General features: G+C 59.9%; 20 protein-coding genes. 12 read left to right on the forward strand and 8 right to left on the reverse strand.

Going from position 1 to position 22283, the window contains the following annotated elements; translation table 11 throughout:
• The first annotated feature begins 25 nt into the window (after positions 1 to 25).
• The 4 genes from dnaK (at position 26) to dapB (ending at position 4951) form a co-directional block, all read left to right on the forward strand.
• On the forward strand, positions 26 to 1948 hold the full coding sequence (dnaK, locus tag CLV83_RS16575; RefSeq protein WP_132294964.1) for a molecular chaperone DnaK: 1923 nt from the start codon (positions 26 to 28) through the stop codon (positions 1946 to 1948).
• A gap of 162 nt (positions 1949 to 2110) precedes the next feature.
• Positions 2111 to 3253, forward strand: coding sequence for a molecular chaperone DnaJ (dnaJ, locus tag CLV83_RS16580; protein ID WP_132294967.1), 1143 nt, complete (start codon positions 2111 to 2113; stop codon positions 3251 to 3253).
• 4 nt (positions 3254 to 3257) lie between these two features.
• Positions 3258 to 4145, forward strand: a complete 888-nt coding sequence (cysE, locus tag CLV83_RS16585) for a serine O-acetyltransferase (protein ID WP_481318841.1) — start codon at positions 3258 to 3260, stop codon at positions 4143 to 4145.
• Positions 4142 to 4951, forward strand: a complete 810-nt coding sequence (gene dapB, locus CLV83_RS16590; RefSeq protein ID WP_132294970.1) for a 4-hydroxy-tetrahydrodipicolinate reductase — start codon at positions 4142 to 4144, stop codon at positions 4949 to 4951. Before cysE ends, dapB begins: the two co-directional genes overlap by 4 nt.
• 155 nt (positions 4952 to 5106) lie before the next feature.
• Here dapB and CLV83_RS16595 read toward each other — a convergent pair whose 3' ends face one another.
• The 8 genes from CLV83_RS16595 to CLV83_RS16630 all read right to left on the reverse strand — a co-directional run bounded on the left by CLV83_RS16595 (position 5107) and on the right by CLV83_RS16630 (position 14250).
• The gene (locus CLV83_RS16595; RefSeq protein WP_132294973.1) at positions 5107 to 5997 is read right to left on the reverse strand and encodes an NAD(P)-dependent oxidoreductase; all 891 of its coding nucleotides are present in this window, start codon (positions 5995 to 5997) and stop codon (positions 5107 to 5109) included.
• Positions 5998 to 6117: 120 nt separating this feature from the next.
• Positions 6118 to 7620: a pyridoxal-phosphate dependent enzyme gene (locus CLV83_RS16600; protein ID WP_132294976.1), complete on the reverse strand. Its 1503-nt coding sequence runs from the start codon at positions 7618 to 7620 to the stop codon at positions 6118 to 6120.
• 198 nt (positions 7621 to 7818) lie between these two features.
• A complete protein-coding gene (locus CLV83_RS16605) occupies positions 7819 to 9405 on the reverse strand; it encodes a gamma-glutamyltransferase family protein (RefSeq protein ID WP_132294979.1) in 1587 nt (528 codons plus the stop codon).
• A gap of 95 nt (positions 9406 to 9500) precedes the next feature.
• The gene (locus CLV83_RS16610) at positions 9501 to 10337 is read right to left on the reverse strand and encodes a sulfite exporter TauE/SafE family protein (RefSeq protein WP_132294982.1); all 837 of its coding nucleotides are present in this window, start codon (positions 10335 to 10337) and stop codon (positions 9501 to 9503) included.
• 29 nt (positions 10338 to 10366) lie between these two features.
• Positions 10367 to 11692, reverse strand: coding sequence for a TRAP transporter large permease (locus tag CLV83_RS16615; protein WP_132294985.1), 1326 nt, complete (start codon positions 11690 to 11692; stop codon positions 10367 to 10369).
• Positions 11689 to 12243: a TRAP transporter small permease subunit gene (locus tag CLV83_RS16620; RefSeq protein ID WP_132294988.1), complete on the reverse strand. Its 555-nt coding sequence runs from the start codon at positions 12241 to 12243 to the stop codon at positions 11689 to 11691. The genes CLV83_RS16615 and CLV83_RS16620 overlap by 4 nt, the downstream gene beginning before the upstream one ends.
• A 9-nt stretch (positions 12244 to 12252) precedes the next feature.
• Complete coding sequence (locus CLV83_RS16625; protein ID WP_132294991.1) at positions 12253 to 13350, reverse strand: TRAP transporter substrate-binding protein; 1098 nt, start codon at positions 13348 to 13350, stop codon at positions 12253 to 12255.
• A 453-nt stretch (positions 13351 to 13803) separates the two neighbouring features.
• On the reverse strand, positions 13804 to 14250 hold the full coding sequence (locus tag CLV83_RS16630; RefSeq protein ID WP_104004925.1) for an Lrp/AsnC family transcriptional regulator: 447 nt from the start codon (positions 14248 to 14250) through the stop codon (positions 13804 to 13806).
• Between the two features lie 224 nt (positions 14251 to 14474).
• On the opposite strand from CLV83_RS16630, the gene CLV83_RS16635 reads away from it, so the two are divergent.
• Genes CLV83_RS16635 through CLV83_RS16670 form a run of 8 tightly spaced genes read left to right on the forward strand, consistent with a single transcriptional unit; the run spans position 14475 to position 22275 of the window.
• The gene (locus CLV83_RS16635; RefSeq protein WP_132294994.1) at positions 14475 to 14795 is read left to right on the forward strand and encodes a YqfO family protein; all 321 of its coding nucleotides are present in this window, start codon (positions 14475 to 14477) and stop codon (positions 14793 to 14795) included.
• 27 nt (positions 14796 to 14822) lie between these two features.
• Positions 14823 to 16205 (forward strand): V-type ATP synthase subunit B, encoded by a 1383-nt coding sequence (locus tag CLV83_RS16640; RefSeq protein ID WP_132294997.1) that lies wholly within the window; start codon positions 14823 to 14825, stop codon positions 16203 to 16205.
• Positions 16206 to 16208: 3 nt separating this feature from the next.
• The gene (locus tag CLV83_RS16645) at positions 16209 to 16811 is read left to right on the forward strand and encodes a V-type ATP synthase subunit D (RefSeq protein WP_132295000.1); all 603 of its coding nucleotides are present in this window, start codon (positions 16209 to 16211) and stop codon (positions 16809 to 16811) included.
• The gene (locus CLV83_RS16650) at positions 16808 to 18601 is read left to right on the forward strand and encodes a V-type ATP synthase subunit I (protein ID WP_132295003.1); all 1794 of its coding nucleotides are present in this window, start codon (positions 16808 to 16810) and stop codon (positions 18599 to 18601) included. Before CLV83_RS16645 ends, CLV83_RS16650 begins: the two co-directional genes overlap by 4 nt.
• Complete coding sequence (locus CLV83_RS16655; protein ID WP_104004920.1) at positions 18589 to 19035, forward strand: ATP synthase subunit C; 447 nt, start codon at positions 18589 to 18591, stop codon at positions 19033 to 19035. Before CLV83_RS16650 ends, CLV83_RS16655 begins: the two co-directional genes overlap by 13 nt.
• 10 nt (positions 19036 to 19045) lie before the next feature.
• Complete coding sequence (locus CLV83_RS16660) at positions 19046 to 19726, forward strand: ATPase (RefSeq protein WP_132295006.1); 681 nt, start codon at positions 19046 to 19048, stop codon at positions 19724 to 19726.
• On the forward strand, positions 19727 to 20452 hold the full coding sequence (locus tag CLV83_RS16665) for a hypothetical protein (protein ID WP_132295009.1): 726 nt from the start codon (positions 19727 to 19729) through the stop codon (positions 20450 to 20452).
• Positions 20449 to 22275 carry a V-type ATP synthase subunit A gene (locus CLV83_RS16670; protein WP_132295012.1) on the forward strand — a complete coding sequence of 609 codons (1827 nt, stop codon included), beginning with the start codon at positions 20449 to 20451 and terminating at the stop codon, positions 22273 to 22275. Before CLV83_RS16665 ends, CLV83_RS16670 begins: the two co-directional genes overlap by 4 nt.
• The last annotated feature ends 8 nt before the right edge of the window (positions 22276 to 22283 follow it).

Genomic DNA, 22283 nt, shown 5'->3' on the forward strand with positions numbered 1-22283 from the left:
AGCAAAGAATATAGTGGAGTCAAACATGGGCAAGATCATCGGTATCGACCTCGGAACCACCAACTCCTGTGTGGCTATCCTTGAAGGTGAAAAGACCAAAGTAATCGAAAACGCTGAAGGCGATCGCACCACCCCGTCCATCATCGCTTACACCGGTGATGGCGAAACTCTGGTCGGTCAGCCGGCCAAGCGTCAGGCGGTTACCAACCCGGATAACACCCTGTTCGCCATCAAGCGTCTGATCGGTCGTCGTTTCAAGGACGACGTGGTCCAGAAAGATATCAAGATGGTGCCTTACAAGATCATCGAAGCAGACAACGGCGATGCCTGGGTCCAGGTTAAAGACCAGAAGATGGCTCCGCCGCAGATCTCTGCCGAAGTGCTGAAGAAGATGAAGAAAACCGCTGAGGATTACCTCGGTGAAGCGGTTACCGAAGCGGTTATCACCGTTCCGGCTTACTTCAACGACTCTCAGCGTCAGGCCACCAAAGATGCCGGTAAGATCGCAGGTCTTGAAGTAAAACGTATCATCAACGAGCCGACCGCAGCTGCGCTGGCTTACGGCATGGACAAGTCCAAGGGTGACAAGACCATCGCCGTATACGACCTGGGTGGTGGTACTTTCGATATCTCCATCATCGAAATCGCTGATGTGGACGGTGAGCACCAGTTCGAAGTACTGGCTACCAACGGTGATACCTTCCTCGGTGGTGAAGACTTCGACCTTAAGCTGATCAATTACCTGGCTGATGAGTTCAAGAAAGAGAGCGGCATCGACCTGCACAACGATCCGCTGGCGCTGCAGCGTCTGAAAGAAGCGGCTGAGAAAGCCAAGGTTGAACTGTCTTCTGCACAGTCTACCGACGTTAACCTGCCGTACATCACCGCTGACGCTACCGGTCCTAAGCACCTGAACGTCAAGGTTAGCCGTGCCAAGCTGGAATCCCTGGTTGAAGAGCTGGTTCAGCGCTCCCTGGAGCCTTGCCGCACTGCACTGAAAGACGCGGGCCTGTCCGGTTCTGAGATCGACGAAGTGATCCTGGTCGGTGGTCAGACCCGTATGCCGATGGTTCAGAAGGCGGTTTCCGAGTTCTTCGGCAAAGAGCCGCGTAAAGACGTGAACCCGGATGAAGCCGTTGCGATTGGTGCTTCCATCCAGGGTGCGGTACTGTCTGGTGATGTAAAAGACGTTCTGCTGCTGGACGTAACCCCGCTGACCCTGGGTATCGAAACCATGGGTGGCGTGGCGACTCCGCTGATCGAGAAGAACACCACCATCCCGACCAAGAAGTCGCAGGTGTTCTCTACTGCTGAAGACAACCAGACCGCTGTAACCATTCACGTGGTTCAGGGTGAGCGTAAGCAGGCGGCACAGAACAAGTCCCTGGGTCGTTTCGACCTGGCCGACATCCCGCCGGCACAGCGCGGTATTCCGCAGATCGAAGTGACCTTCGACATCGATGCCAACGGTATCCTGAACGTGTCTGCCAAAGACAAGGCGACCGGTAAGCATCAGTCCATCGTGATCAAGGCCTCTTCCGGTCTGTCCGATGACGAAATCGATCAGATGGTTAACGATGCCGAAGCGCACGCCGAAGAAGACAAAAAGTTCGAAGAGCTGACCGCAGCACGTAACCAGGGCGATGCCATGGTTCACACTGCTAACAAGACTCTGAAGGACGCTGGCGACAAAGCGACCGCTGAAGAGAAAGAAGCGATCGAAGGTGCGGTTTCCGCACTGGAAGAAGCGCTGAAAGGCTCTGACAAAGAAGCGATCGAAAGCAAGACTGAAGCGCTGACCGAAGCGCTGTCCTCCCTGGCGCAGAAGATGTACGCCGAAGCTGAGCAGCAGGGTGCTGGTGCTGAAGCGGGCGAGCAGACTGCGAAGGACTCTGCCGACGACGTGGTCGACGCTGAGTTCGAAGAGGTTAAGGACGACAAGAAGTAAGCGTTCGCTACCTCTTATGACCGGTTCGCGCTTCGACACCCTATGGGGTTGATGGGGCGCGATCAGGTCCGAGAACAGCAAAGAGTGGCAGCGCGGGTCCTGGTGACCCGCGCTGTCGTGTCCGGCTCCCGCGGAGTCATCTGACCAGACCAGATTCGGATCATGTCGAAACAGGACTATTACGAAATACTGGACGTGCCACGCGATGCGTCCGACCGGGATATCAAAAAGGCCTACCGCCGTTTGGCGATGAAGTACCATCCGGACCGTAACCCGGATAACAAAGAGGCCGAGGACAAATTCAAAGAGATCAGCGAAGCCTACGAAGTGCTCGCCGATGCTCAGAAACGTGCAGCTTATGACCAGTTCGGACACGCCGGTGTCGATGGCCAGGGCGGCGGTTTCGGCGGCGGTGGTTTCGGTGGTGGCGGTGATTTCTCCGACATCTTCGGCGATGTCTTCGGTGACATCTTCGGTGGCGGAGGCGGCGGTGGCCGTCGTCGTTCCAGCGTTCAACGCGGTGCCGACCTTCGCTACAACCTGGACCTGAACCTGGAAGAGGCGGTTCGTGGTTGTGAGAAAACCCTGAAAGTACCGACCCTGGTGGGTTGTGAAGTCTGCGACGGTACCGGCGCCAAGCCGGGCACCAGCGCCAAGACCTGCGGCACCTGTGGTGGTATCGGTCAGGTGCGCATGCAGCAGGGCTTCTTCTCTGTACAGCAGACCTGTCCGACCTGTCGTGGTGAAGGCAAGGTGATCTCCGATCCCTGTAACAGCTGCCATGGCCAGGGCCGTGTCGAAGAAACCAAAACCCTGCAGGTCAAGATTCCGGCCGGCGTCGATACCGGCGACCGCATCCGTCTGACCGGCGAGGGCGAAGCGGGTACCCATGGTGGTCCTGCGGGTGACCTGTATGTTCAGGTCAATGTGTTGCAGCATCCGATCTTTGAGCGTGATGGCAAACATCTATACTGCGAAGTGCCGATCAGTTTTGTTGATGCGGCACTCGGGGGCGAACTTGATGTGCCGACACTGGATGGCCGCGTTAAACTGAAGATTCCGGCCGAAACCCAGACCGGTAAACTGTTCCGTCTGCGTGGCAAGGGGATCGCCCCGGTACGTGGCGGCAGCACCGGCGACCTGATGGTCAAGGTCACGGTCGAAACACCGGTGAGCCTGAGCAGCCGTCAGAAGGAGCTTCTCAAGGAGTTCCAGGACGAGATGGACGAAGGTAAGAGCAAGCACAGCCCGAAAAAACACGGTTTCTTCGATTCAGTGAAGAAGTTCTTTGAGGATATGACCTGACACGATGGCCAGTTTACGTCGTGAGGGGGTAAGCATGTACGAAATGCCGCTCTCCGTTGATGAGTTATGGGCCCGCATCCGTGATGAAGCGCGTGGGCTCGTGGAATACGAACCGCTGCTGGCGAGCTTTTACCATGCCACCATCATCGGCCATTCGGACCTGCGGGGGGCGATGTCCTTCCTGCTGTCCAGCAAACTGGCGGATGAAGTGGTGTCGGCCATGGCGCTGCGGGAGATCATCGAACAGGCCTACGAGGCCGACGAGGGTCTGATCGAAGCGGCCTGTGCCGACATCCAGGCGGTGTGTACCCGCGACCCGGCGGTGGAGGCATACTCCACCGTACTGCTTTACCTCAAAGGGTTTCAGGCGATTCAGGCCCATCGTGTGGCGCACTGGATGTGGCAGCAGGACCGGCGTTCGCTGGCGCTCTACATCCAGAGCCGCGTCAGCACCATCTTCCAGGTGGATATCCACCCGGCCGCCACCATCGGCTACGGTGTGATGTTCGATCACGCCACCGGTATCGTGGTGGGTGAGACCTGCGTGATCGAGAACGACGTCTCTATCCTGCAGTCGGTCACCCTTGGTGGTACCGGCAAGGAAAGCGGCGATCGTCATCCGAAGATCCGCAAGGGTGTGATGATCGGTGCCGGATCCAAGATCCTCGGCAATATCGAAGTGGGCGAGTGTGCCCGTGTCGGTGCCGGCAGTGTGGTGCTCAATGCAGTGCCTGCCCACACCACCGTGGTCGGTGTACCGGCTACTGTGGTGGGTTGCGCCGGCTGCGATACGCCGTCACTCTCCATGGATCAGACGATTAAAAATTCGGAGCCGGATTGCGATGGCGATACCAGCTCCGATAAAGCCCCCTGTAACAGGAAACAGGCATGACAAGAATTGCAGTGATCGGCGCCGCCGGTCGTATGGGTAAAACCCTGATCGAGGCGATCACCCTGACCGAGGGTGCTGAACTGACCGCCGCCATCGTCGAGCCGGGCAGCAGCCTGAACGGCGCTGATGCGGGTGAACTGGCCGGTGTCGGCAGCCTGAACGTACAGATCGCCGCCGACCTGGATGTGGTGAAACAGGACTTCGATCTGCTGATCGATTTCACCATGCCCAGCGTAACCATGGAAAACCTGGCTTTTTGCCGCGCCAACGGCAAGAAGATGGTGATCGGTACCACCGGTCTGGACGATGAGCAGAAAGCTCAGCTTCAGGAAGCGGCGAAAGAGATCCCCATCGTGTTCGCACCGAACATGAGCGTCGGCGTGAACCTCTGCTTCAAGCTGCTGGAAGTGGCCGCCAAGGCGCTGGGTGAAGACAGTGGTTACGATATCGAAGTGATCGAAGCGCACCACCGCAACAAGATCGATTCCCCGTCCGGCACCGCGCTGCGCATGGGTGAAGTGGTTGCCGATGCACTGGGCCGCGATCTGAAAGAGTGTGCCGTTTACGGCCGCGAAGGTCAGGTTGGTCCGCGCAGCGCCCGTGAAATCGGTTTCGAGACTATTCGTGCCGGTGACGTGGTGGGCGATCACACCGTGCTGTTCGCCACCGAAGGCGAGCGCATTGAGATTACTCACAAGGCATCCAGCCGGATGACCTTTGCCAAGGGCGCAGTACGTGCGGCCCGTTGGCTCGATTCGCGTCCTGAAGGTCTTTACGACATGCAGGATGTGCTTGGCCTGCGCTGATTGCGCGGCTTACACCGTTGTATGTTGTTCCCTTTTTGAGCCCGCGTTTGCGGGCTTTTTCTTGCGTGCTTTCTGCCCACCGGGCAGGTTTCGAGTAGGAGCGACGCCCCCGTCGCGATCACCCGCAGTGGCTTAAAATCACCGTTGAGCCAGGTTCAAACATCACGAGTAGCGCGGCTATAGGCTTCCACCAGCGTTGCCGGATCCTGCTCCAGATAGCCTTTGCTGCCATGCAGTCGCATCAGCTCCGCGCCGAGACCGGCCATCGGAATTGCGCTGCCATTTGCCTTGGCCAGGGCGTTGGCCATATCCAGGTCCTTGAGCAGGGTTTTGACATGCCATTTGATCTCGTCGAAATCGCGCGCGGCCATTTTCGGGCCGGTCAGTTGCAGCGGGATCGAATCAGCAAAGCCGCCTTTGAGTGCCTCGGGAATGCGGCTGGCATCGACGCCAGACTGCTCGGCGAGAGCCATCACCTCGGCCATCACCAGCACATTGCAGGAGACCAGCATCTGGTTGCAGATCTTGGTGGCCTGGCCGGAACCGACAGGGCCCATATGAGTGACTCGCTGGGATAACGGCTCCAGTAATGGCCGTACCCGCTCAACCAGTTCAGTATCGCCACCGGCCATGATCGCCAGGGTGCCCTGCTCAGCGCCGGCGACACCGCCGGAAACCGGGGCGTCGATCCATTTCAGGCCGAGCTCCTCATCGCAGCGGCTTGCCATCTCGCGGGTGGCGTCCGGGGCAATACTGGAAAAATCGATCAAGACCTGTCCTTCCCGCGCTGAATCGGCGATACCCTGTTCGCCGAACAGGATCTCGCTGACAGCTTCGGTGTTGGAGACGCAGGTCATGATCACATCCACGTTGGCGCAGAGCTCGGCGATGCTGCCGGCAACCCGGGCGCCACGTTCGGCCAGCGGTTGGCACTTGTCGGCGTTGCGGTTCCAGACGGTGACGGCGAATCCTGCTTCCAGCAGTCTCGTGCTCATCGGTACGCCCATCAGGCCCATGCCGATAAAACCGATTCGGGTGCTGCTCATGCTGATCTCCTGTGTCTTCTTAATATTGTGAGTAACGCCCGGCCTTCCTGAGCCGGGCGATTCAGTCTATCAAAAAGCGTTTTAAAACAGCGAAAGCAGCAAGGAGTTAGCGAAGGGCGGCTATTTGCGTGGATGCAGCCAGGTAGGCAGCAGGCTGTAGGGATCTACCGAAACGTCGTGATCGAAACTGACGCTTGAGTCTTCCAGCCGCTGCTGGAAACGACCGCTCTTGAACTCGTCGAACACCTCGGTGCAGCCGCCGACAAACTCGCCGCCGACAAAAATCTGTGGGATGGTGACGCAGCCGGTATGTGCGTTAAGCGCAGCGCGGATGCTGCCGCCCAGATTGTCCTGTTGATACTGGGCGCTATCCAGATCCACCGAGCGGTAGGGGATGTTGCACTGTTTGAACAGCTTGCGCAGGGACCAGCAGAACTCACACCACTCCAACGCGAACATCACCACCGGGTTGTTCTTGTCCTGCAGGGCATCGGCCAGGAACTGTTCGGCTTGAGGTGTGGCCTTGATCGTTGCAGGAGTCGGTGCGGCCGCCGGTGCAGGCGCGGGTGCCGTGGGTTTATCGAAGCGATAGCCGGGGGTTGAGCGGGAGATCTCGATCTCCTCGGTGGTCATCTCCGTCTCTATCTCGGCAAACAGAGGTGTGCTCAGGTAGCGCTCGCCGGTATCGGGCAGCATGCAGAGAATCGTGGTTCCGGGTGGCGCTGAGCGGGCGATCTGAAGGCCACCGGCCATAGTGGCTCCGGCGGTGATGCCGCAGAAGATTCCCTCCCTGCGTGCCAGGTCCAGTGAGGTTTGCAGGGCGTCGCTGCCGGCGATGGGGCGCAGCTCATCGATCAGTTCGGCGTTGGCGGCGTCTTCCGTCAGCTTGGAGATAAAGTCCGGCGTCCAGCCCTGCATCAGGTGGGGGCGGAAACTCGGATGGCTGGCGCTGGGCATGCCGTTGGCGCTTCTGGGTTGCGGTTGGTGGCTGCCGAGCAGCGGCGAGTTGTCCGGTTCGCAGACGATAATGTGAGTCTCGGGGCTCTTCTCTTTTAATACCCGGGCGACCCCTTTTAGCGTCCCGCCGGTGCCGAAACCGGTGACCCAGTAATCTAGCCGGGTGTCGCTGAAGTCATCGAGAATCTCGACGGCGGTGGTGCGGGAGTGGAAATCCGCATTGGCCTCATTCTCGAACTGACGGCAGAGAAACCAGCCGTGGCTTTCAGCCAGTTCCACTGCCTTGGCCAGCATGCCGCTGCCCTTGTCGGAGGCCGGTGTCAGAATCACTTTGGCGCCGAGAAAACGCATCATCCGACGGCGCTCGACGCTGAAATTCTCCGCCATGGTGACCACCAGTGGATAACCCTTCTGGGCGCAGACCATCGCCAGGCCTATGCCGGTGTTACCGCTGGTGGCTTCAATCACCGTTTGGCCTGGTTTCAGTGCGCCGCTGCGCTCGGCATCTTCGATAACGCCCAGAGCGAGTCGGTCCTTGATCGACCCCATGGGGTTGAAGGCTTCGAGTTTGGCGTAGAGGTTAACTCCGGGTGGAGCCAGGTGATTGATGCGCACAACGGGCGTATGGCCCACCGTTTCGAGAATGTTGTTATACCGAGTGCCCATGGCCGTTCTCCCGGTTTTATTATTCTTTCAAGCATAGTTCAGAGCCGGCGTTAAGGCCCGGTATGAGCAGCGCAGGCTCGTTGTGGTGTTGGTTCTGTCGATGGGAGTGTTGAGAGGGCGGGCGGCGGGCGCGGATTGTGGAAAACGTTAAAGAGAATCCAGCCCCCGTTTATCGGCCAGGGGGCTGGATCTCAGTGCTTACAGAGCGGCGACGCAGCCGTCACTGCGCGGATCGGCAGCGCCTTCCAGCACGCCATCCGGGCGTTTCACCAGTGCCCCGGCATGGCCCATGGTGTCGCTGAACGCTTCGTCCAGCATCTCTACCTCATGGCCCGCATCACGCAGCTGATTGATCAGTGCCGGATCGAAACGGCTCTCCAGCTTCAGCGTGGTGCTGGTATCACCCCAGGTGCGTCCCAGCAGCCAGCGCGGCGCGGTCACCGCTTGCTGCAGCGGCAGACCGAGCATGGCGTAGCGGCTGAATACCGCAGCTTGGGTTTGTGGCTGACCTTCGCCACCCATGGTGCCGTAGCTCATCACACGGCCATCGTCGAAACGGGCCAGGGCCGGGTTCAGGGTGTGGAACGGCTTGCGGCCAGGTTCCAGCGCCTGCAGCGCCTTGGGGTCGAGCGAGAAGCTGATACCGCGGTTCTGCCAGTTGACGCCGGTGCTGTCGAGCACGACGCCGGAGCCGAACTCCCAGTAGATGCTCTGGATAAAGCTCACCGCACGACCTTCGCCGTCGATGCAGCCCATCCAGATGGTATCGCCAGGGCTGGCAGGATCGGGCCAGGGCAGGGCTTTCTCCGGGTCGATCTCGTCGGCCAGTTTCTGCAGAACCGCAGGATCGAGGAACGACTGGGGATCCGCCGGCAGACGGTCCGGGTCGGTGACGTGGGTGTCACGCACGCGGAAGGCGCGTTTGGTGGATTCGATCAGGCCGTGCAGATGGGCAAAGCCTTCCGCTTCGGTGATACCGAGCTTGTCGAAAATCCCCAGGATCATCAGTGATGCCAGGCCCTGGGTAGGCGGGGGGAGGTTATAGATCTTGGCGCCGTTGACGGCGACCTCCAGCGGTTTTACCTGGCTGGCATTGTAGCCCGCCAGATCGTCCGCGGTCAGCGGGCTGCCCAGGCGTTCCAGCTCTTCACCCATGGCACGGCCCAGCTCGCCGCGATAGAAATCATCGAGACCGGCACGGGCCAGCTGCTCCAGCGTATTGGCCAGCTTGCTCTGAGTCATCAGGGCGCCCACATCGGGCACCTGGCCATTCAGCATAAAGGTATCGGTGAAACCGGGCACATCGTGCAGCTGATCCAGCTTGGAAGCGGTCAGCGCTGACTGGCTTTCGGTAACGACGATGCCGTTGCGGGCGTGATTGATCGCGCTTTCCAGTAGGCGGCTCAGCGGCAGCGATTTGCCCCAGCCGTCAGCGACCTTGAGTGCTTCGGCCCAGCCGCCGATGGTGCCGGCGCTGGTGAGGGCTGCGGTGGCGCCGCGGCTGGGGATTGCATCCAGGCCGGCGTAGAAGCTGCGGTCCGCTTTTTTCGCCGCGCGGCCGCAGGCATCGATCGCCACCGGGGCCTTGCCGGGCTCATGGATCAGCCAGAAGCCGTCGCCGCCGATGGAGTTCATGTGCGGGTAAACCACGGCGATGGTGGATGCCGCAGCGACCATCGCTTCGACGGCGTTACCGCCTTCGGCCAGCACGTCGCGACCCGCCTGAGCGGCCAGGTGATGGGGGGCAACCATCATTCCGCGGGTGGAATAAACCGTTTTCAGCATTGTTGTTCTCCGTTATTGGAAAGTTATGCACAGCTCCGTTTCAGAACCGGGGGCTGTGCATAGCGCTTTCTTAGCTGAACTCTTTTTAAGCTGTTTTAGCTGAAGAGACCGTAAAACATGCGTAGCGAGGTGATCCCCAGGAACAGGGCGAACAGCTGGCGCAGCAGTTTGGCGTTGATCGCATGGGCGATCTTCGCACCGACAGGAGCCATCTTCATGGTAGCCGGGATGATCAGGAACAGGCCGATCAGGTTAACGTAGCCGATCGACAGCGGCGGGCGCGCTTCGACACCGATACCGTTGATCAAAAAGCCGATGGCGCCGGGCAGGCTGATCACCAGGCCCAGGGCCGCACCCGTGCCCACAGCAGTATGCATCGGGGTTTTGAACGCGCTCAGGATCGGCACGCTGAGGGTGCCGCCGCCAATACCCATCAGGGTGGAGATGCCGCCAATGAAGCTGCCGATCACGCCGGTGCCGAGGGCGCCGGGCAGTTTGTCAGCGATGTTGAAGCCATCTTTCTTGAACGCCATGTTCAGCGCGACCAGCAGGGCGATGGTGGCAAAGATGGCGGTCAGTACCTTGCCGCTGAAGTAGCCGCTGGCCACGGCGCCGATGATGACACCGATGATGACGCCCGGTACCAGCTGCTTGAGCAGATCCGGATTAAGACTGCCCTTCTTGAAGTGCGCCCGCGACGACATGATCGAGGTAGGGATGATGGTCGCCAGCGAGGTACCCACCGCCACATGCATACGCACCGCTTCATCGATGCCGAGCAGGGTAAACAGGTGGTAGAGCACCGGCACGATCACGATGCCGCCGCCCACACCGAGCAGCCCCGCCATCAGGCCTGCGATCACACCGGTTACGACCAGAGCGACAGCCAGGCCGATCAGCCAGGTTGTCGAATAATCCGAGAGTATATCCATAAACGTGTCCTTAGCTTGTTATAAGGTTTTTACCAACCGATCGCTTCAGGCAGCCAGGTGACCAGAGAGGGGAACTGGAACAGCACCACCACGGCAGCGAATTGAAGCAATACAAACGGTAACGCGCCTACGTAGATATCCCGCGTTGTCACCCCCGGTGGCGCCACGCCTTTCAGGAAGAAAAGCGCCCAGCCAAAGGGCGGTGTCAGGAAGGACATCTGCAGGTTCATCGCTACCAGAATCGACAGCCACACCATGTCGGTGCCGTAGTTCATAAACACCGGCAGGAACATGGGCAGTGCGATATAGGAGATCTCGATCCATTCCAGGAAGAAACCGAGAACAAACAGCAGCGCCATCAGGAACAGTAGAGCACCCAGTTCGCCGCCCGGAAGCATCTCGAACATGTGGTGCACCATCTGGTCGCCACCCAGCCCGCGGAACGCCAGCGAGAAAGGCTGAGCGCAGAGCAGGATAAAGAACACCATGGCAGAGATGGTCAGGGTGCCATGCAGCGCTTCCTTGACCAGCTTCCAGTTCAGGCGCTTGAACGCGAGAGCGATTGCCAGCGCACCCAGTGCGCCCATGGAAGCGGCTTCCGTCGGTGCAGCAACGCCGCCGACAATGGAGCCGAGTACGGCAACTACCAGGAACAGCGGCGGGCAGACATCGCGCAACAGATCCTTGGCGAGCTGCTTGCCGGTGACTTCGGCGCGCTCTTCCGCCGGGATCGCAGGCATCCATTCCGGCTTGATCTTGCCGAGAATCAGCAGATAAGCCACGTAGATCACCGCCAGCACCAGGCCCGGGATAAAAGCTGCCGCGAACAGGGTACCCACCGACTCACCGACGATATCGGAAAGCAGGATAAGCACCAGGCTCGGTGGAATGATCTGTCCGAGCGTACCCGAGGCGCAGATGGTGCCACAGGCAACGCTGGGTGCGTAGCCGCGACGCAGGAGCGACGGCAGGGTCAGCAGGCCCACGGTAACCACCGTGGCGCCGACGATACCGGTGGAGGCGCCCATCAGTACGCCAACCAGGATGATCGCCAGGCCCATGCCGCCGTTCACGCCGCCCATCGCCTTGCCGATGGTTTCCAGCATGTTTTCGGCCACCCTGGATTTCTCCAGCATCACGCCCATAAATACGAACAGCGGCACCGCCATCAGAGTGTAGTTGGTCACAACGCCGTAAAGGCGTGCAGGCATCAGGTTGAACAGCATCGGCCCGAAGCCGAGGTAGCCGGCGACAAAGCCGGACACGGCCAGGGAGATCGCTACCGGAATACCGATCATCATCATGCCGAGGAAACCGCCGATCATGCCGATGATCAGCCACTCGTTACCGCTCATGCAACCTCCTCGGCAGTACTTGTTTGATCAGTCGTTTCGTTCGATGTATCAGGCGGCAGTTTGCCGCACAGTACCAGCAGTGAGCGCAGGCTTTCCGCCAGCCCCTGCAGGGATAGCAGGCCGAAGCCCAGCGGGATAAATGCTTTGAGCAGGTAGCGCATAGGCAGACCACCGGGATCTGGGGAGCCTTCGCCCATCCGGAACGACTGCTGCACATAAGCCAGCGACAGGTAGGTGATAATCACCGCCACCGACAGCGTCAACAGAGCAGCAACCAGGTCAACGAAGGCTTTCAGACGCCAGTTAAAGCGCTCGTAAAGAAAATCCACGCGCACATCGGCGCGGTGTTTCATGGTGTAGGAGAGACCGATCAGGGCGATCGGCGAGATCAGGTGCCACTCCAGCTCCTGCATGGCCACCGGGCCGATAGAGAACAGGTAGCGCAGAATGACATCGGTGGCGACGAGCAGGACCAGGGCCAGCACGACTAATCGTGCCAGCCCGCCCATTGCTTCGACCAACCACTCTATGGCGTTAATCGCGGTCTTCATGCATTACCATCAAAACAGGTTCAGGAAAGGCTTTTCGCTGAGCGCTGCCCAGGACGCATGTTTCTTGCGGAACTCCATGAACGACTTGTGCACCTTGCCGGTCAGCGGATCGGCAGCGGCCATGGTTTCCAACGTATCGGCGGTGACTTCCTGCAGGCGGCTGACTATAGAGGCCGGCAGTGGCTGGGCGATGACGCCTTCGTTTTCGACCAGATCGGTCATGGCATCGGCGTTGACCGCTTCACACCAGGAGAAGCTCTCGGTGACGCAGGCTGCTGCGGCTGCCTTGATGATCGCCTGCTGATCCGCCGGCAGAGAGTCCCACACGTTTTTGTTGATCAGCAGTTCGGTGACGTTGGTGGGCTCACCCCAGCCGGTGGTGTAGTAGTACTTGGCAGCCTTGTGCAGACCCAGACGGCGATCCTGGTAGGGGCCGACGAACTCGGCAGCATCGATAACACCACGCTCCAGCGCCGGGAAGATCTCGCCGCCCGGCAGCAGTACCGGGTTAACGCCGAGCTCTGAATAAACCTTTCCTGCCAGACCCGGGATACGCATCTTCAGACCTTTGAGGTCATCCACGCTTTCCAGCGGTTCACGGAACCAGCCGGTCATCTGCACGCCGGTGTTACCCATCGGGAAGGCGATCAGACCGTGCTCGGCGTAGATTTCGTGCCACAGCTCCAGGCCGCCGCCGTGGTACAGCCAGGCGTTCATGCCCTGGGTGCTCATGCCGAAGGGTACGGTGGTGAAGTACTGAGCGGCCGGGATCTGGCCGGCCCAGAAGTAGGCGTTGGCGGCATTCATCTCAACGGTGCCGGCAGCAACGGCATTGAAGCCTTCCATCGCCGGGATCAGCTCGCCCGCGGCGAAGTGCTGAATGTTGATACGGCCGCCAGACATGACTTTGACCTTTTCGCAGAAGTCCATCGGGCTACCCGGGCCCTGCACATAAAAAGGAGCGCCCGGCGGATAGGCGTTGGTCATCTTGAAGTTGAACGTTTCCTGGGACGCGGCGGCACGCGCGATGGCCGGGGCGCCGATGGTGGCGCCGACAGCGGTTGAAGCCAGAGCTGCACCGATGAATTTACGTCGTTTCATAGTCATGTCTGTTGCTCCTGTCTAACAAAGGGATGGGCCGAGGCCCGAAGCGGAAGAATCCTTGTATTGCTGTTTTTGCTAGAGCAGGGGGCGTGCCAGTTATGTAAATAATTCGTAACTTTATGAAATTAAAAGATTTGTTGTTAGTTTTTTCTAAGCAGGTTGAGAAAGTTTCGGGATCAAAAAGAGGCGGGTGCAAAACGGTGCAGGGATACAAAAGTCAGCGCCAAGGGGAAACTTCTAGCAGTTGTAAACGGAAAAAATGCAACTGAGGGTTTCCAGGAACACAAATGGCAGCGGGGTTCAGGGTTTGGCGACAGATGTACTCACTGCACCAGAAACGTATTTTCGCACCAAATATGTGCGAAATTCATCTGATTTTAAGTCTGTGTATACAAGGGTTGCTGAGAAACGGGTGTCTTGTATACACGGAAGGTCTGGAAAAGGGCAGGCTTCTTGTTACAGCCTTGCGCCACCGCGGCGATGCTTGACCCGCTTTAACAGGCTGTTGCACTCCACGGAGATAATCTCCGGCCGACCAAAGATATGATCCTTGGCGAAACGGTCGAAGCCCTCATGGCTGTCGGTAAGCGTGTGGATATGCAGGCTGCGCAGATCCGACATGATATAGAGGCTGACCACTTCAGGCAGCGCAGCCAGCTCTTCGGCCACCTTTTCGATCTCCTGCGGACTGACCTTGAGGTCAACGAACATGGAGATGGTTTTGCCCAGTTTCTCCGGATTGACCACCGCGGTGAACTTCTCGATCACCCCTTCCTCCACCAGTGCCTGCACGCGGGCGCGTGCATAGGCGCGCGATACGTTCAACTGACGGGCAATATCGGCAAAGGAGATGCGTGCATCCTTGATCAGGATTTTGAGCAGGGCGCTGTCGAGTTCGTTCATGGGTCGGCGGATCCATTTGGAAAAACTGGTTTCAGTATACTGACTTACCTTAAGCGCTGGCTATCCGGAAGGCTAAGGAACCCAGGCTTAACGGGCGTCAACAAACTGCAGTGCAAGCACCCCATAATTGTCATTGTGCTGTTGCAACATAAGTAGCACCAGCGTTATATGTATGGGTATTAAAAGCGCGTGTACGCCCATCTTCAGACAGAAGGTTTTGCTGAATGTACAAGCTCTGCTTCTTTGTACCGGATTCCCACCTTGAGCCGGTCAAGTCCGCCCTGTTTGCAGCGGGTGCCGGTCGCATCGGCGATTACGACAGTTGCTGCTGGCAGACCCTGGGTACGGGGCAGTTTCGGCCGCTGGCCGGCGCCAATCCGCATCTGGGCCAGGTCGGGCAGGTGGAGCGTGTCGAGGAGTGGAAGGTGGAAATGGTGCTGGATGATGATCTGGTGCAATCCACGCTGATGGCGCTTCGAACCGCACACCCCTATGAAGAGGTCGCTTACGATCTCTGGCGTCTCGTCGATCCCGACAAGCTCTGATACAGCCCAAAGGACAGGGAGTCTGCTGTGACCCAACTGCTGGTACGTTACTCGCGAATCCTCGAAATCATCGGCGATATCGTCAAGGTGCATGTGCCCGAGCCGGAAGCCGGTGAGGTCTCCGAGATCGGTTACGGCGACCTGGCCCTGATTGAAAACACCCAGGACCCTTCGCAACTGCCGTTCATGGCGCAGGTGATCCGCATCGATGGCGACGAAGTGTCGCTGCAGCTGTTCTCCGGCACCAAGGGGTTATCCACCCAGGCGGGTATCCGTTTTCTCGGTCACCCGATGCAGGTGACCTTCTCGCCCAATATTCTCGGTCGCAGCTTCTCCGGTTCCGGTCGGCCCATCGATGGCGGACCAGAGCTATCCCAGGAGGCGCGCATCGAGATCGACGGCCCCACGGTGAACCCGGCGCGGCGTATCCTTGCCTCGCGGATGATCCGCACCAACGTGCCGATGATCGACGTATTCAACTGCCTCGTTGAGAGCCAGAAGATCCCGATCTTCTCCGTGGCGGGCGAGCCGTATAACCGCCTGCTGGCGCAGATAGGCGCCAACGCCGACGCCGATATCGTGGTGTTTGGCGGTATGGGGCTGATCTTCGATGACTACCACTTCTTCCGCCAGGCGTTTGAGGAAGCCGGTGTACTGGCGCGCACGGTGATGTTCGTGCACCAGGGCTCGGATCCGGTGGTGGAAGGCCTGCTGGTGCCGGATATGGCGCTGGCGGTGGCGGAACGCTTCGCCGTGGAAGAGGGCAAAAAGGTTTTGGTGCTGCTCACCGATATGACTGCCTATGCTGATGCGCTGAAAGAGGTGGGTATCTCCATGGAACACGTGCCCTCCAACCGAGGTTACATCGGCGACCTCTATTCACAGCTGGCGCGGCGCTACGAGAAAGCCTGCGACTATAAAGGCGCGGGCTCCGTCACCATCCTTTCCGTTACCACCATGCCCGGTGACGATGTCACCCACCCGGTGCCGGATAACACCGGTTATATCACCGAGGGGCAGTTCTACCTGCACGATGGCGTGATCGACCCCTTCGGTTCCCTGTCGCGGCTGAAACAGCATGTGATCGGCAAGGTGACCCGCGAGGATCACAGCCAGATCATGAACACCATGGTGCGTTTCTACGCCGCCGCCCAGGATGCTGAGCAGAAACAGGCGATGTCGTTTGAGCTGACCGAATACGATGAGCGCCTGCTCAAGTTCGGCGGTCTGTTCCGTGATCGCTTCATGGATATCCGCGTTACTCTGCCGTTGGAAGAGGCGCTGGACCTCTGCTGGCAGACGCTGGCGGAGTGTTTCGAGCCGAAAGAGCTGCTGATGAAGGACGCACTGGTCAGCAAATATTTCCCCCAATCCGGACAGCTCAAGGCTGCACGGACGGCCCAGGAGTGAGCCGTGGCAAAGCTGGCGCTGAACAAGAGTTCACTGCATAAGGAAACCAGCCGGCTGAAAGCGTTTCGTCAGTTTGTGCCGGCGCTGGACCTGAAGCGCAAGCAGATCCTGGCGGCGCGGCAGGCCAGCCGCCGTGCCTTGAATGAAACCCGCGGTAAACTGGACGATATCCTGCGCCAGGTGCGCGAACAGCTGCCGATGCTGGCGCAGAGCAAGCTCGACCTGCGTGCGCTGGTGCGCCTCGAAAAGGTTCAGATCGGCCAGGTAAACCTGGTCGGTATCGAGCTGCCGCAGATCGAGCAGGTTCAGGTGCAGCGACAGCAGCATTCCCGTCTTGCCATGCCCGCCTGGGTTGATAGCGCCTGTGATCTGATCGAGCAGCGCCTGCGTTTGGAAGTGGAATGCCGGGTGGAGCAGCAGCGCCTGGAATGCCTGGAAGCTGCGCTACGCAAAACCACCCAGCGGCTTAACCTGTTCGACAAGGTGCTGATCCCCCGCACCGAAACCCATATCCGCAAAATCCGTATCGCCCTCTCTGATGCCGAGCGGGCCGGCGTGGTGCGCGCGAAACTGGCCAAGAACAAACGGGTGAGGGCTGCCTCATGAGTATCCGTCCACTGTTCAAGGTCACCCTGATCGGCATGCTTGAAGAGAAGGCCCAGGCGCTGGATGCGCTGCAGAGCCTGGGGCTGGTGCATATCGTCCCGTTGGCGTCGCGACCGCCGGAGAAACCGCCGGAAGATCTTGGCGTTACCCCGGAGCAGCTGCGCCTGGCGCTGCAGTACCTGGCCAGCTGCCCGAGCAAGCGGCGTCAGGTGGTGACCGAGCGGCATTTCGACCTGGTCGACGTTGTCCACAAGGTATTGGAAAAGCGCCGCAGGCGTTTGAAGCTTGAAGAGCAGCGCGATGCGCTGGTGAAACGTATCCGTGATCTTACGCCCTGGGGGAGCTTTGAGCTGCCGGGTGAGCAGGGGCTTTACGGCCAGCGGCTCTGGTTTTACCTGGTGCCCAACTACCGCATGAAAGAGGTGGAGAAGACCGACCTGGTCTGGAGCGTGGTGCACCGGGATAACCGTCTTACCTATGTGGCCGTCATCGCCGAGGATGAACCGCGTACCAACCAGATGCCGGTGCCGCGCACTCATACCGGCTCTATCCCGCTGGTTCAGCTTGAGCATCAGCTGCAGGATATAGAGATCGAGCTGGAGCTGCTCGATGGCGAGCGCGAGGCGGACACCCGCTGGCTCTACCTGCTGCAACGTTCCCTGGCTGGTAATGCCGATGCCGCCGAACGCGCCGAAGTGGCTGAGCAGACGCTGGATCGTGATGGCGTGTTTGCGATCCAGGGCTGGGTCGATACCGGCAAAGAGAGTGAGTTGACCGCTTTTGCCGAGCGCAATGGCCTGGCGCTGATGCTGCATCAGCCTGCCGATGATGAGCTGCCGCCGACGCTGCTGGATAATCCCCAGGCCCTCTCCGGTGGCGAGGACGTGGTGCGTTTCTACCAGATGCCCGGTTACCGCGCCTGGGATCCTTCCCGGGTGGTGTTTTTCTCCTTTGCTACCTTCTTTGCGCTGATTCTGTCCGATGCCGGTTACGCGCTGATGCTGGCGCTGGTACTTGGTTTTTACTGGAAGCGGATGGGCGCAAGCGATACCGGCCAGCGGCTGCGTATTCTTGGCGCCACACTGGCGGTGTTCTCGCTGGTCTATGGCGTGCTGGTCGGTAGTTACTTCGGCGCCGGGCCGCCCTGGGGTTGGCTCGAAAGCCTGAAGGTGCTGGATGTGAACGACTTCGACAGCATGATGAATCTGTCGATCTTTGTCGGTGCGGCGCACCTGATTATCGCCAACGGTATCAACGCCTGGCGTCTGCGCGGGCGCCTGCCAGCCATCGCCAGTGGCGGCTGGATACTGGTGATCATCGCAGGTCTTTTGCTCTGGCAGCTTGGAGGCTCGGCGATCATCTACGCACTGGGTGCGCTGGGACTGCTGCTGGTGTTTGGCTGCTCCAGCGAGCGTTACGGCCGCGATGCGAAAACGCTGCTGCTGCGGGTGTTCGATGGGCTGCTGGCGCTGACCGGGCTCTCATCCATGTTCGGTGATGTGCTCAGCTACCTGCGCCTGTTCGCGCTAGGTCTGGCCAGTGCCTCCCTGGCGCTGACCTTCAACCAGTTGGCAGGTGAAGTGGCCACCGCGCTGCCCGGAATGGGTGTGCTGCTGGAGGTGCTGATCCTGATTGTCGGGCATCTGCTGAATTTTGTTCTGGCGGTGGTCAGTGGCGTTATCCACGGCCTGCGTCTGAACCTTATAGAGTTCTACAACTGGAGCCTTTCCGATGAAGGCTATCTGTTCCAACCCTTTGCCAAGCGGGAGGTTAACCCTTGGATAACCTGATTATTGCCCTGGGATGGGCGGGGCTTTACGGGCCGATGGCCCTGGGTGCTATCGGCAGTATTATCGGCTGCGCGTTGGCGGGGCAGGCGGCCTGTGGGGCGCTGCTGGAAACAGAAACCGGACACGGGCGTTATGTCGGCATCGCCGCCATGCCCTCGTCGCAGACGATCTACGGCATCGTGGTGATGTTCTCGCTGAACCGCGAGGTCAATATCGACAATGCGCCGGGTCTGTTTGCTGTTGGTATTCTGGCCGGTATGGCGCTGCTGTTCAGTGCCGTGCGTCAGGGCCAGTGCTGCGCTTCGGCGATCAACGTCTCCAAGATCAAGCCGGAGATCTTCGGTATGTCGGTGGCGCCGGCCGCTATTGTTGAAGGTTTCGCGGTATTCGCCTTTATCTTTGCCCTGGTGATCAGCGCCGGCATTCCGGCCTGACGGAGGCATTATGAGCGAGATGGAAAAATCCCATGCCGCCTCCGGTGTAGAGGCACTGATCGACCGGCTGCGACAGCAGGGGGTCGATAAGGGGCAGGAGGAAGCGGCGCAACTGATCGCCGAGGCCCAGCACCGCGCCGACTGGCTGATCGAACAGGCGGAGCAGGAGGCGAAGCAGATTCGTGATAAGGCGATGGCTGACGCCGAGCGCCTGCGCAAAGGCGGTGAGGATGCGCTGAAGATTGCGGCCCGCGATGTACAGCTGCTGCTGCGCGAGGCCCTGGGCCGGGTATTCGCCGACCGGGTGCGTATCCTGGTCAGTGAGCAACTGGACGATGCCGAGTTTATGCAATCGCTGCTGCGCGAGGTGGTCTGCGCCGTGCGTGACAACGCGGAGCTCGATAGCAAGTCAGTTGAGGTGCTGCTGCCGGCCCAGTTTGTCGGTATCGACGAGCTGCGGCGCAATCCCAACGCCTATCGTGAAGGCAAGCTGAGTAACTTTGTACAGCAGTTGCTGGCGGAGCAGCTGCGCGAGGGCGTCAGCTTCGATATCGGCGACCAACGAGGCCTGGTGTTGAGGTTCGAAGGTGAAGACGCCGAGATGGATCTGAGCGACCGGGCGCTGTCGGAGCTGCTGCTGCGCCATCTGCAGCCGCGTTTCAGGGCGCTGCTGGAGGGAGTGATCCGCTAGATGACCTCATACTCCCATTCCTCCTACTCCAGGTCCTCTTACTACACGCTGATCCCGTCGTTGCCGGCGCTGGCGCCGCTGAACAAGCTGCAGGAACTGCCCTGTTCCACGCTGAAGCTGGAGCAGCGCCTGACCATGCTCAATGACCGGGACAGGGAACAGCTCGACCGGGCGCTGCGCCTGTGTCAGCGCGAGAGGATTGGGGATGAAGAGTATTCCGATACCGATGAGGTGAGTCACTGGCAGGAAGAGCTGGCCGCCATCGATGATCCGCTGGTCACCGAACTGATCGCCGATTATCTCGAATCACGCACTCTGGTGGCGGCGCTGCGCTATCGCCTGGCGGGGCAGAGCAGTGGCGCTGACTTCAAAGGGTTTGGTTCGCGGGTCTGGCTGATCCAGCGTAACTGGCAGCAGCCGCTGTTCGGGCTGGAGCATCAGTTCCCCTGGCTGGTCCGCGCCCGCGAGGCGCTGGAAGCCAACGAGGGGCGGGTGCTGGAAAATCTGCTGCTAGAGCGGTTCTGGACCCGGCTCTGGCGTACCGAACAGACCCAGCATTTCAGCTTTGCCGCCATCGTCGCCTACCGGTTGCGCTGGGCGCTGTCGGAGTACCGGCTGCGCTGGGACCAGACGGCGGCGGTAGATTATTTCGATCGCTGGGCGGAGGCTGCACTGGATCAGTTCAGCTTCGAACCCGATCCGATTTCCACAGGGAGTGAAGCATGAGCGATGCCGTGCAGGTAAGTGCCCGCGTCAGTGCAGTGCACGACGACATAGTGACCATCCGGCTGCTGAAGGATGAGGACGGTAACTTCTACCCGATCATCAAGAACGAGGTGGTGCTGGTCTGCCCGCAGCGCACCAATAGCGAGTTTCAAGAGAAACTTCAGGCCGAGGTGCTGCGTGTGCGCTACGGCGAGGCGGACGTACAGGTGTTCGAGAACACCCGCGGCGTGGCGGTGGGCGATGCGGTGGAGCAGACCGGCGAGATGCTCTCGGTGGCGCTGGGACCTGGTCTGCTGGGCCAGGTTTACGATGGCCTGCAGAACCCGCTGGAGCTGATCGCCGGCCAGCAGGGTTTCTTCCTGCCGCGCGGTTACGCCGTGGATGGTATCGATGCCCAGCAGCACTGGTCGTTCCAGCCCAAGGTGAAAATCGGCTCCACCGTGCGTGCCGGTGACTTGCTCGGCACCGTGCAGGAGGGGCGCTTTGAGCACCGCATCCTGGCGCCGTTCAACCTGCGTGGGCAGGCGGAAGTCAGCTGGGTGCAGGAGGGTAGTTTTACCGTCACCACACCGGTGGTGCGCCTCAGCGATGAGGCAGGCCGGGAGCGCGAGGTGACCATGCAGCAGAGCTGGCCGGTGCGTATTCCGGTCAACCGCGACCTGCTGCGCGAAGGTTACAGCGAGCGGCTGTTCCCGGATAAGCCGCTGCAGACCAGCATCCGTCTGATCGACACCTTCTTCCCGGTGGCGCGTGGCGGCACCGCCTGTATCCCGGGGCCTTTTGGCGCCGGTAAAACGGTGCTGCAGAGCCTGATCTCGCGCTACTCCGATGTGGATATCGTGGTGATCGTCGCCTGTGGGGAACGTGCCGGTGAGGTGGTTGAGACGATTACCGAATTCCCCAATACGCCGGACCCGCGGGGCGGCACGCTGATGGATCGCACGGTGATCATCTGTAACACCTCGTCGATGCCGGTGGCGGCCCGTGAGGCGTCGATCTACACCGGGATTACCATCAGCGAGTACTACCGCCAGATGGGCTACAACGTGCTGCTGATCGCCGATTCCACCTCGCGCTGGGCGCAGGCTATGCGTGAGACTTCCGGGCGGCTGGAGGAGATCCCGGGTGAAGAGGCGTTCCCCGCTTACCTGGAGTCCTCAATTCGAGCGCTTTATGAACGTGCCGGTGTGGTGAAAACCAATGATGGCCGCGAAGGCAGTCTGACGCTGATCGGCACCGTATCGCCGGCGGGTGGTAACTTTGAGGAGCCGGTGACCCAGGCGACGCTGCGTACCGTGAAAACCTTCCTCGGTCTCAGCGCCGATCGTGCCTACAAACGTGCCTATCCGGCGGTGGATCCGTTGATATCCTGGTCGCGCTACCTGGATCAGCTCAGCCCCTGGTTTGAAAAAGAGCTGGAGCCGGGCTGGACCGAGCGAGTGCATGGCTTGCTGAAACTGCTCAAGCAGGGCGAGTCGGTACAGCAGATGATGGAAGTGACCGGCGAGGAGGGGGTGACTCTGGATGATTACCTGACCTGGCAGAAAGCCAACTGCCTGGACCAGGTCTATCTGCAGCAGGACGCCTTCGATCCGGTGGATGTATCCACACCGCTGGCGCGGCAGCAGGTGCTGCTGACGCTGTTGCTGAAATGCCTGCGCGAACTGCCACCGCTGGCGGATAAGGCGGCAGCGCGTGAGTATTTCGTTACCCTGACCGGGTTGATGAAAAACCTCAACTACAGCCGCATGGACAGTCCCGACTACCGCCACTACCTGCAGGAGATCGAGGCGCTGCGCGGCGGTAAGCGGTCCGCGGCTTAGTCGTTGTC

It is taken from the genome of Marinobacterium mangrovicola, assembly GCF_004339595.1.
Classification (GTDB): Bacteria; Pseudomonadota; Gammaproteobacteria; order Pseudomonadales; family Balneatricaceae; genus Marinobacterium_D; species Marinobacterium_D mangrovicola.